Source organism: Algibacter lectus, assembly GCF_004368925.1.
In the GTDB taxonomy this organism is placed as follows: domain Bacteria; phylum Bacteroidota; class Bacteroidia; order Flavobacteriales; family Flavobacteriaceae; genus Algibacter; species Algibacter lectus.
In genome coordinates this window covers 1,809,232-1,820,881 of the sequence record NZ_SORL01000007.1, presented here as the reverse complement: position 1 = coordinate 1,820,881, position 11,650 = coordinate 1,809,232, and the positions used below count along the sequence as shown (strand labels likewise).

10 protein-coding genes are annotated in these 11,650 nt (G+C 34.5%); 7 read left to right on the top strand and 3 right to left on the bottom strand.

Going from position 1 to position 11,650, the window contains the following annotated elements; all coding sequences use genetic code 11:
* The first annotated feature begins 167 nt into the window (after positions 1–167).
* Together DFQ06_RS08265 and DFQ06_RS08260 are read left to right on the top strand one after the other, a co-directional pair.
* Positions 168–2,255 (top strand): HAD-IIB family hydrolase, encoded by a 2,088-nt coding sequence (locus DFQ06_RS08265; RefSeq protein ID WP_133967108.1) that lies wholly within the window; start codon positions 168–170, stop codon positions 2,253–2,255.
* 27 nt (positions 2,256–2,282) lie between these two features.
* Positions 2,283–3,563, top strand: coding sequence for a glycosyltransferase (locus DFQ06_RS08260; protein ID WP_042506530.1), 1,281 nt, complete (start codon positions 2,283–2,285; stop codon positions 3,561–3,563).
* A gap of 14 nt (positions 3,564–3,577) precedes the next feature.
* Here the strand turns inward: DFQ06_RS08260 and DFQ06_RS08255 are convergent, their stop codons facing one another.
* The 3 genes from DFQ06_RS08255 to DFQ06_RS08245 all read right to left on the bottom strand — a co-directional run bounded on the left by DFQ06_RS08255 (position 3,578) and on the right by DFQ06_RS08245 (position 6,753).
* A complete protein-coding gene (locus DFQ06_RS08255; RefSeq protein WP_133967106.1) occupies positions 3,578–4,150 on the bottom strand; it encodes a YdeI/OmpD-associated family protein in 573 nt (190 codons plus the stop codon).
* 5 nt (positions 4,151–4,155) lie between these two features.
* The gene (locus DFQ06_RS08250; RefSeq protein WP_235833507.1) at positions 4,156–5,730 is read right to left on the bottom strand and encodes a M1 family metallopeptidase; all 1,575 of its coding nucleotides are present in this window, start codon (positions 5,728–5,730) and stop codon (positions 4,156–4,158) included.
* A gap of 276 nt (positions 5,731–6,006) precedes the next feature.
* Positions 6,007–6,753 (bottom strand): hypothetical protein, encoded by a 747-nt coding sequence (locus DFQ06_RS08245; protein WP_133967102.1) that lies wholly within the window; start codon positions 6,751–6,753, stop codon positions 6,007–6,009.
* 202 nt (positions 6,754–6,955) lie between these two features.
* On the opposite strand from DFQ06_RS08245, the gene DFQ06_RS08240 reads away from it, so the two are divergent.
* The 5 genes from DFQ06_RS08240 to DFQ06_RS08220 all read left to right on the top strand — a co-directional run bounded on the left by DFQ06_RS08240 (position 6,956) and on the right by DFQ06_RS08220 (position 11,627).
* Positions 6,956–7,822: a PPK2 family polyphosphate kinase gene (locus DFQ06_RS08240; RefSeq protein WP_133967100.1), complete on the top strand. Its 867-nt coding sequence runs from the start codon at positions 6,956–6,958 to the stop codon at positions 7,820–7,822.
* 202 nt (positions 7,823–8,024) lie between these two features.
* The gene (locus DFQ06_RS08235) at positions 8,025–9,437 is read left to right on the top strand and encodes a M20/M25/M40 family metallo-hydrolase (protein WP_133967098.1); all 1,413 of its coding nucleotides are present in this window, start codon (positions 8,025–8,027) and stop codon (positions 9,435–9,437) included.
* On the top strand, positions 9,438–9,905 hold the full coding sequence (locus DFQ06_RS08230) for a type II secretion system protein GspG (RefSeq protein ID WP_133967096.1): 468 nt from the start codon (positions 9,438–9,440) through the stop codon (positions 9,903–9,905).
* Positions 9,906–9,908: 3 nt separating this feature from the next.
* Positions 9,909–10,460, top strand: a complete 552-nt coding sequence (locus DFQ06_RS08225; protein ID WP_074938341.1) for a hypothetical protein — start codon at positions 9,909–9,911, stop codon at positions 10,458–10,460.
* Between the two features lie 177 nt (positions 10,461–10,637).
* Positions 10,638–11,627, top strand: coding sequence for a T9SS type A sorting domain-containing protein (locus DFQ06_RS08220; RefSeq protein WP_133967094.1), 990 nt, complete (start codon positions 10,638–10,640; stop codon positions 11,625–11,627).
* The last annotated feature ends 23 nt before the right edge of the window (positions 11,628–11,650 follow it).

Below are 11,650 nucleotides of genomic sequence, written 5' to 3'. Positions count from 1 at the left end.
AATTATAGTACTGTTTTTAATATTTCGTAGTCTTTATCTTTCTATTTTCCATATAAGGAAAACACTTTTGGTTTAATCCGTTTTCTTTGGTTTTTTGACGAAAAATCGTTAGTTTATACTCAAAACAGAGTAAAAATTGACAATAATCGATAAATTTTAAAGATTTTATGGAAAAACCTAATAGTGAAATTCAACATGATATCAATTTATTATCTTTTGATATAGATAACACGCTTATAGATTTTAATACTCATAAAAGTAACTTTCGGAAAGTATGGAAAAAACACAAGCCAGAACAAGGTGTTTTACTTGCATACAATACGGGGCGTTTGGTTGATGATGTTATTCATTTAATAGAAAAAGGGACATTGCCAGAGCCCGATTATATTATTTCTGGTGTAGGTACTCATATTTATGATTACAATAAAAAATGTGTTGTTAAGGAATTTAATGACGTTTTAGACGATGGTTGGGATTTAAAATTGGTAGAAGATATTATACAAAATATCGACGGCCCAATAAACGAACAACCAAGTAAATATCAGCATGATTATAAGCGTAGTTATTATTTTCACAATGCTACAGAAGCTGTTATTACCGAGATTGAAAATACTTTTGTTAGAGCCAATATGGATATTAACGTGGTATATTCTCAAGAGCAATTTCTAGATATTCTTCCTAAGTGGGCCAATAAAGGAAATGCGTTACAATGGCTTCTACGAAAACTAAATTTAAAAGCTTCGAATGCTTTAGTTGCTGGAGATAGTGGTAACGATTCTGCTATGTTCGATATGGAAGATATTAAAGGAATCGTGGTAGCGAATGCTCACGAAGAACTTTATAAATATACCAAATACCGTCAAATCTACCATGCAGAAAAAGATTGTGGAGATGGAGTTATAGAAGGTTTAGTGTATTATGGTATTCTGCCCGAAGAGGCTATTGTATCAAGCAATACAGACCATACCGAAGATTATATTATTCAACAGGAATTAAATAGTATTGCTTCCGAAGATGATAAAGAAAAACTAGATCTTATTTTAGAAGGCTACGAGAAAGCCATTATTGCTCTAAAGAAAAATATAACACCTCTTGGGTTTTCCGCATGCTCTATTGAAGATAATATTACCCATGGAACCGATGAAAACTACCATAGTGTTTGGGCGAGAGATGGCGCCATTACAGTAATTGGTTCGTTGTCTTTAGTTGATGATGAAGAGATACATAAATGTCAACGGCAGACTTTAGTAACATTAATTGAGAATAGCTCGAGAAACGGGCAAATCCCTTCTAACGTGCGTTTAAAAGATAAGCAACCCGATTATTCTGGAGTAGGTGGTATTTGCTCTATAGATAGCGGTATATGGGTTGTAATTGCATTTTACGAATATGTAAACGTTACAAAAGATATTAAGTTTTTACGTAAATATATTGGAGATATTAAAGAAACCATGCGTTGGCTTGGTGCGCACGATAGTAATAATGATGCTTTATTAGAAATTCCTGAGGCCGGAGATTGGACGGATTTATTTGGCGGAAGCTACAATATTTTATATGATGAAATTCTTTGGTATCGCTCTAATGTGTGTTTTGGTAGAATGTTAGAAATGCTCGGCGATTATGATGAAGCTGGAGAATACATCCGTTGGTCTCAAGTTATTAAAAAGGAAATTTTACAGAATTTCTGGCCATCTACCCAACAGAAATTATTTCAAACGGTGTCATTCGCAGAGCGTCAGTTTACACTAGGTGATACCCCGTATTTAATTCAACAAACTACTCCATTTGATTTTAGTTGGCGTTGTGATGTTTTCGGAAACGTGCTCGCCTTTTTGTTTGGTACAGTCGATGCAGAAAAAGCGCATCAAACCTTTAAATTTATGTTAGGCGTAGGGGTTAACGATCCTTTTCCGGTATCTAATGTGTATCCGGTTGTAACACCAGGAGATCCAGATTGGAAACCCTATTACACCGTTAATTTATTGAATTTACCAAACCATTATCACAACGGGGGTATTTGGCCTTTTGTAGGTGGTTTTTGGGTGAAGTTTATCGGGAAACTTGGTTTTAGAGATATGGCTATTTCTGAGTTGCATAAGCTGGCATTAATAAATAAGGAAGGTTTAAATGATGAGTGGGAGTTTAATGAATGGGCACATGGTATCACCGGAAAAGCTATGGGGAAAGCTTATCAAGCTTGGTCTGCTGCACAGTATATTTCGGCTTGTCACGATTTAAAAATAATTAAGAAATAATTTAACAAACTATAAAACTATAAAACTATGAAATCAATATTAATGATCTCTTTACATGGATATGTAGGAGCAAATCCAGAACTTGGTAAGCCTGATACAGGAGGCCAAGTAGTTTATGTTTTAGAACTTGCAGAACGTTTTAGTCGGTTAGGTAAGCGGGTAGATTTGGTAACACGTCAATTCGAAGATCAACCGGAGTACGATAATGTTCATGAAAATTATAGTGTTTGGCGAATTCCTTTTGGAGGTAAAAAATTTATTAGGAAAGAAGATATGCACGACCACCTTAAAGCTTTTGTAACAAATACTTTGGCTGCCATAAAAAAAGAGAATAAAAAATATGATGTCGTGTATTCGCATTACTGGGATGCCGGTTGGGCAGGTCAAAAAATAGCTGAAGAATTGGGCATATCTCACGTACATACACCGCATTCTTTAGGTTGGTGGAAACAGCATAGTATGGGAAGCGATATGGACGAAAAGGAAATGGAAAAGACTTATCGTTTTAAAGAGCGCATTAGAAAAGAATATTTTGTTTACCAAATGTGCAACCATATTGTGGCAACTACTTTGCCTCAAGTGGATTTATTGACTCAACAATACGATGTGCTGTCTAAAAATTGCACCATGATTCCTCCTGGTATTGATGAAAATCGTTTTTACCCAGTGCCTTCCAAAGAGAATGATAAAATTAGAGCAAAATACGATATACAACCTACAGATATTCTTGCTTTAGGTAGAATGGCGCATAATAAGGGTTACGATTTATTAATTAGAGCGCTCCCAACAGTTTTTGAGCTTTGTCCAGAAGCACGATTAGTCGCAGCCATTGGTGGTGACCAGTCTGAGCAAGATGATAAAGGTGTTGCAGGTTTAAAAAAACTAGCTAAGGAATTAGGGGTTTTAGATAGAATAACATGGAAAAATTATATCGCTGATGAAGACTTAGCCAACGTCTATCGCGCAGCTAATATTTTTGTAATGCCTTCACGTTATGAACCTTTCGGAATGGTAGCCATTGAAGCTATGGCGTGTGGAACACCGAGTGTGGTAACTGTGCATGGTGGCTTATACGATTTAATAGATTTTGGAAATCAAGCATTATTTGCAGATCCGCATAGACCTACAGAATTTGGAGCTATGATGGCCATGCCTTTATTATATCCTAAAATGCGAAATGAGCTATCTGTGGAAGGTGCTCGTTTTGCTAGACGTAATTTTGGATGGACAGGTATTGCCAAACGTATGTTGCAAGTATTTACAAGTTCTATCAGTCAAAACACCATGGAATCTAATCTGTTTTATTAATAGAAATTCTTGATTTACCAGGTATCTCTACTTTTGATATTATTAGCGCATAATCGAATAATTTCGGTTATGCGCTTTGTTTTTGTAGCCTCTCGTTTAGCGCTATGCAACCAAAATAAATAATGTTTTTTATAGGAAGGGGCAAAGTTTTCGTAATTTTTAAAAGCTTCAGGGTTTTCATCAAAGGCTTTTTTTAAAGCATCTGGTATAATGCCTTTTTCAACAGAATCAAGTGCAGTCCAGCTGCCGTTTTGTTTACCTAGATTTATAATGTCTAATCCAGACTGATGCATTAATCCTTCTGCAGTAAGCGTTTTAATATACTTTTTGTTTAAGGCGCTCCAAACGCTTTTTTGGTTTCTTGGAGAGAAATATTGTTTGCGTTTTCCGTCTCCCAAACTTTTTACTGTAGAATCTATCCAGCCATAACAAATGGCAACTTTTACGGCTTCTTCCCAGCGCATCGAAGGCTGTTCATTTTCAACTTTATAAAAAATCAAATAGACACCTTTAAATTCTTTATGGTTTTCATGTAGCCATTCGCGCCAAGTGGTGTCTGTTTTAAAATAGAGTTCCGGAGTTTCCAAAGGTATTATAGTTTCTTGGTTTCAACATAAAAATCAATATCCACATCGAATGTTGAAATGTTTGAGTTAAAGTCTAATGTTTTCCATTCAGAAGTTGGTTTTAACCAAACGTCTTCATCATTTATTTTAACTTCAAGAGGCATATCAAAATTGGTAACAATGTTTGTCCATCGATATTTTAGTGTTTTCTTGTCAATAGAATATTCTAAAGTAGGGACTTTCACAGATCTTAAATATTGATTGAAAAATGCTGTTAAATCAATGCCTGATTCTTTAGATAAATAATCTTCAATTTGCTTAGTAGTTACTGTTTGGTGATAGAATGTTACGTTCATTTTACGTAATATTTGTCTCCATTTTTCATCGTCTTCAATGAGTTGACGTAAGGTGTGCAGCATATTGGCACCTTTGTAATACATGTCTCCAGAGCCTTCTTTGTTTACGTTGTAATTTCCAATAATTGTGCGGTCGTTTCTAATGCTGTTTCGAGTTCCAACTACATATTCCGAAGAGGCTTGTTTTCCGTAGTAATAATCTAAAAATAAATTTTCCGAATACGCTGTAAAACTCTCATGGATCCACATATCGGCAATGTCTTTATTCGTAATATTATTGGCAAACCACTCGTGTCCCGATTCGTGAATAATGATAAAATCGAATTTTAAGCCCCAGCCTGTTCCCGATAAATCTCGGCCTAAATATCCTGGTTTGTATTGGTTGCCATAAGTAACCGAGCTTTGGTGTTCCATGCCTAAATAAGGTACTTCTACTAGTTTGTAGCCGTCCACATAAAAAGGATATTGCCCAAACCAATGTTCAAAAGCTTTCATCATTTTTGGCGCGTCTTTAAATTGTTCTTTGGCTTTTTCTATGTTATCTTTTAAAACATAATAATCCATGTCTAGGTTTCCTCCTTGGCCATCATAAACTTCAGAAAAATGAGCATAATCGCCAATGTTTATATTTACACCGTAGTTATTAATAGGGTTTTTTACAAACCAACTATATGTTTTGGTATCTCCAATACGCTCTTCAAGTCTCAACCTTCCGTTCGATACATTCATTAAATCTTTTGGCACGTTTACGCTAATAAGCATACTGTCTACTTCATCGTACATATGGTCTTTACATGGCCACCAAACGCTAGCGCCTAAACCTTGGCAAGATGATGCAATAAAATCATTTCCATTCGAGTCTTTTTTCCAAGAAATTCCGCCATCCCAAGGTGCGTTAACGGCTTCTTTCGGGTTGCCTTCATAATATACATCTAAACTTTTTACAGTATTTAAAACTTGGTTTTCTTGAAGTTTAATAAAGTGAGCATTGCCATCATGTTTAACATCAAGTTCAATATTATCTTGAACAACTTTAGTTATTTTTAAAGGTGATTGTAAATCAATTTGCATTACAGAATCGGCTTTCAATACTTTATATTGAATAGTGTTTTTTCCAGAGATAAATTTATGCTCCGGGTCTACTTTTATGTCTAAGTGATAATAGGTTAAATCCCACCATTCGCGCTCAGGAGTAATACTTCCGCGTAGCGTATCTTGCCTTGTGAAATTATGTTTTTCTTGCATTAGTCCTTGTGAAAATAACGATATAGAAAATAGAAACATTAAGAAGCAAACAGGCCATTTAAATTTCTGAGTAAACATGTTTTTTGGGTATTTGTTAGTTAATATATTTTGCGCTTATACAATAGTATTATTTTTTACGGCTCGAACCAAATATATTCTATGACTGATCAGAATAGATTAAATCTATTTGTTTCTAAAATATTTTAATTCATACTATAAAAAAACGCCTCAAAAATAAATTCGAAGCGCTGTGTTTTTAAGTTTTGAGTAACAGGTTTAGTTGGCGCACAAATCTAACTGCATTACATAATCTGAAGCTAATTTTTTTAAGCTCGAAATATAGTGCGTCTTAATAGTTTCCATGCTTTCTTGAGATACATCTGTATCTGCAGCTGTTAACGTATTACTGTTGTTACACAATTTTAAACTTTCATTATAAGTTTTAACTGTAGAGCTAATTGCCAGTTTGTATTTACCTATAAGTTGTTTCTTTTCTAAAGCCAAAGCTTCCGTTTGTTGTTCGGCTAACTTTTGTTTTATTTCTTGTTCTTTAAGTTTTAAAGCCGCTTGTTGTTGCTTTAATTGCTCTTGTTCTTTTTGTAAATTGGCTAAGGCATTATTTTCAGTTGGTGTTTCTTCAACTTCAATATTATTAGCATTGTTGTAGGCACATTTGTCAATTTCAATAACGCTTTGTTTACTTAAATCTCTGGCGCGTTTTACATAAAATCGGCCATCTTCATTTGTTGTTGCAGATTCTACCTGAACTAATAAATCTGAAACCTGATTAGCCAAATCAAGGGCTTTTTTACAATTACAATCTGCTAAATTTTGCTTAGATAGTTTTATAGATTCTACCGAGCGGTTCGAATAGTATTGTAAATGGCTAATATTGTTAGAGTCGTAAGCATCCTTAACATGCGAGTAAGAATTAATTAAGTAAGCACTTGCATCTTCGCAATTTCCTTGGCCCTGCATGGCGTAGGTTAAAAATAAAATAGGTAGGAGTAAAAGGGTTTTCATAATAAGTAGGTATTTAATAGGGATTTGGATGGGCTAAAGTATTAAAAACAATTTGGTCGAGGGTGCAGTTTGTCGAAAACACGGATAATACTTGGTATTGCCCTTAAAATTTGGGGTATTCGCTATTTCTAAATTCGGTTAGTAAGTGGTTTAATAAATTCTTTATTATATTTATACAAATTAATTTCCGCAACACTGTTATATGAAAAATATTGAAATAGATAAATTTAAGGTAACCTCAAATATTTCCCTAAAAAACTCCGAAACTAAATTGGTAATAGACGATGCTAAAAGTGAATTAAAAAGCATTCGTAAAAAACTGGGTGAGTGGCAAAACATAATGTATGCGCACGATAAACACGCGGTTTTGGTCTGTTTACAAGGTATGGATACCTCAGGGAAAGATAGTTTGGTGCGCGAAGTTTTTAAAGAGTTTAATGTGCGTGGTATCGAGTGCCATAGTTTTAAAGTACCAACCGATTTGGAGCGTGGTCATGATTATTTATGGCGTCATTATTTAGTACTTCCACAACGTGGTAAATTTGGTGTTTTTAACCGTACACATTATGAAAATGTATTAGTAACTCGAGTGCATCCCGAATATATTTTGGGCGAAAATATTCCTGGAATAGAAACTGTAGACGATGTAAATGAAGCCTTTTGGGATAAGCGTTTCGAGCAAATTAATAACTTCGAAAAGCACCTAGCCGATAACGGTACCATAATATTTAAGTTCTTTTTAAACCTATCTAAAGAAGAACAAAAAAGTCGATTATTACGCCGTTTAGATAAGCCTGAGAAAAACTGGAAATTCTCGCCAGACGATCTTAAAGAACGTAAACTATGGGACAAATATCAAGACTGCTATCAAGATGCCATAAATAGAACCTCTAAGCGACACGCGCCTTGGTACACTATTCCTGCCGACGATAAACCTACAGCGCGATTATTAGTTGCAAAAATTTTACACGATAATTTAATTAAATACACCGATATCACAGAGCCAGAATTAAACGATAAAATTAAGGCTAATTTAGAGAGTTATAAAGCTCAGTTAGCTAATGAGTAAAAGGTTTTGGGCGTTTTAACACGCTTTCACTACTCGCTCCCTTCCGCTGGTCGGGGAGCTTAAACAGGCCGTTCAATCGTTAACGCAATTTCGGCTGGTTAATTAACAAAAAGTTATAATTTTCAATCAAGCTCGGTTTTGATGAAATATTATCTTTAACAAAAAAAAACTAACCCATATTAATAACCAAAGTATATTACTAATGATAAAATTAAAAAGAGTTTTAACAATTGCAATGGCTTTAAGTTCTGTTGTTTTAGTTGCCCAAAGTGATGAAGATGTACTTAAAACCATCTACAAACAATCTTTAACAAACGGACAAAGTTACCAGTGGTTAAATCACCTTTCAAATCAAATAGGGAGTCGTTTATCAGGGTCTTTAGGTGCAGAGAAAGCAGTGGCTTACACCAAAGAAGAACTCGATAAATTAGGATTAGATAAAGTTTGGTTACAACCTGTAATGGTACCACGTTGGGTACGTGGAGCAAAAGAATATGCTTTTATAGAAACCGAACGCGGTAAAACAAACACGGTAAATATATGTGCCTTGGGAGGTTCAGTAGCTACGCCAGGTTTAGGTTTAAAAGCTAATATAGTTGAGGTTAAAAACTTTGAAGAATTAGAAGCTTTAGGGAAGGCTGAGGTCGAAGGTAAAATAGTGTTTTACAATCGCCCAATGCAGGCCGATTTAATTAGCACTTTCGAAGCTTATGGTGGTTGTGTAAATCAACGTTACAGCGGTGCTGTTGAAGCAGCAAAATATGGAGCAGTAGCAGTAATAGTGCGTTCTATGAATTTAAGACAAGACGATTTGCCACACACAGGAAGCATGACTTATGGTAATTTACCAGTCGATGAACGTATTCCTTCAGCAGCCATAAGTACTAACGATGCTAATTTATTAAGTACTATGTTGCAGCTTAATAAGGACATTAAATTCTATTTTAAGCAAAGTTGTAAACAGCTGAAAGATGTACAATCTTATAACGTTATCGGGCAAATTACCGGGAGTGAATTTCCAAATGAATATATGGTCGTTGGTGGTCATTTAGATTCTTGGGATTTAGGCGATGGATCTCACGATGATGGCGCAGGCGTTGTACAATCTATGGATGTTTTACGATTATTAAAAGAATCTGGAATAACACCAAAACGTAGCATAAGAGTGGTGCTTTTTATGAATGAAGAGAATGGTTTACGTGGCGGAAAAAAATATGCCGAAGTTGCTAAACAAAAAAATGAAAATCATGTATTTGCTTTAGAAAGTGATTCTGGTGGATTTACACCTAGAGGTTTTAATTTCGATTGTAGTGATGCTAGTTTTAGTCAAGTTTTAAGCTGGGAGCCACTATTTAAACCTTACCTAATTCATTATTTTGAAAAGGGTGGAAGTGGAGCAGATGTTGGTCCGTTAAAAACAGAAACTAATGTGTTGGCGGGTTTACGTCCAGATTCTCAACGTTATTTCGATCATCATCACGCTAGTAACGATACTTTCGATGCTATTAACAAACGCGAACTAGAATTAGGAGCAGCAACCATGACATCTTTGGTTTATTTGTTCGATAAATACGGCATTAACCCAATAAATACCTCAGGGAATATTAAAAAATAAATGTGGCTACTTCTAGCGGAATTAATAGCCGATTTATTACTCTTGTTTCAAGATATTAAATTTTGGTTAAAAAAAAGAAAACGGCGCAAATTTGAAAAAGAGCATGGACTTCCTAAAAAGTTCATGCTTTATCCTTCTCAAAAAATAATGCTAATCGTTTTTCCTATTTCCTTAATATTATTCATTTCATGGGGATTACTATTTACAGACTCTAATCAAGATTCTACACGCGGTAAAATAATAGAATTAGCAAAAATACTCGAAAAAGAAAAACAAGATATAGGTCGATATCCAGAAAAAATTGGTGATGTTGTTAGGAATAATCCGTTGAGACAAAATGTAATATTCGATTCGTGGAAACAAGAGTTTCACTATGAACCTCTTAATAACGGAACCGAATTTAAACTACAATCTTTAGGAAGTGATGGTGAATTAGATACAAGTGATGATGTTAAACACAATAAATAAATTATGAAATTAAAACTTCTTATTTTACTAATAACAATAAGCGGAGTGGCTATGGCACAAAACAAAGAATTACCTTATTATGAAATTCCAGAAATGACAGAGGCTTATACCGCCGGAACTGTGGCGGCTAGAATGGTTGACGCCTTAGGTTTTCGTTTTTTTTGGGCAAGTGAAGGCTTACGTACTAAAGATTTAGAATATAAAGCAAGCTCGTCAAGCAGAACAAGCGCGGAAACTATTGAGCATATTTTTGGAATGTCTCAGTTTATATTGAATACAATTTCAAAGGAACCAAAGACAACCAATAAAGAGCCATTGTCTTTTAAAGTGCAAAGAGAACAAACCTTATTGAATTTAAAAAAAGCATCAGATATCTTGAGAGTAAGTAATAATTTGGAGCAATATGATACAGAAAGAGTTCAGTTTTGGAACATGATAAACGGACCAATTTCTGATGCTATTTGGCATTGTGGGCAATTGGTAACACTACGCCGTGCTTCGGGTAATTCATTTAATTCTAATATTAATTTGTTTAGTGGGAAAATTCGTAATTAGGTAGTAGGTTTTAGCGATATTATTTAAAAATTCGCTTTAAAAATGATAATAATAGAGTTTTTCTGAAAGGTAAAAAGATAATCTGTAATTTCTATGAAACGCTGTTTTTCATCGATTTAGGGGAGAGCGTTTTTTGTAAGTTTGTGCTACAATTAATCCTATAAATTACAAATTACTATGAAATTAAAATTACTTTTATTATTTCTCGTTACGAGTTTGGGATATTCCCAAAATTCGATTCCTACGTTTGAGAGTGCGGCAGGTTCTGAGTTTGCTGTTGTAAGTGTTCCTGCAGATCAAAGTGCAGCTGGTTCTAATGCTACATGGAACTTTAATGTAACTTCTAGCAATAGTAGTACATCAGATGAGTATTCTACAGCAAGTACAGATATTATTGGTTTTCCAGGTGCTACAGCAGTAATAAAAGTAAATAATGGGGCCATTACGGTCAGTAAGATTTTTATTGAAAAGGCTGGAAATACAGTTTCTTTCGCCGGAGCTGAAAGTAATAATTTAATTTTAGCTTATACAAATAAAGGCGAAATAGGAACTTTTCCTTTATCTTATCCATATGCACCAAGTGATGATGCTATTGCAGGAGGGTTTTCTTTTGGAGAAAATAGTGGTACGTTTGGTGGAACTATGAGTAGAAGTGTAGATGCAAAAGGAACCTTAAGTGTAAATGTTATAGGGAAGCCTGAACAGAACTTTAGCGGAGCCGTTTCTCGATTAGTTATTATTCAAGATATAGCTTTATCTATATTCCCAATTAAAGTCGCTGATGTTGTGCAAACATCGAACTACTATTATAAAGACAATGGCGATTTAGTTTTTAGAACAAGTCGTATAGATATATCAAGCAGTATTATTCCTAATCAGTCTTTTGAGACAGCTGAAGTTCTCACAACTAGTACCCTCGGTTTAGGTGATCAAACAATAAGTGATGCAATTTTTTCTATTTTACCTAACCCTGTAAAGGAAGAGTTAAATATTAATGTTAAAGCAGAAGTAGAGTCTATTTCAATAGTAGATCTCTCTGGTCGTCAAGTTTTAAACGTAAAAACTAACGAAAGAAAATTAGTTGTAGATCAATTGAAATCTGGTTTATATATTGCAAATATCGCTACAGATAAAGGTGTGTTCTCTCAAAAATTTGTGAAGCAATAAAATATTCACATCTACATTTTATA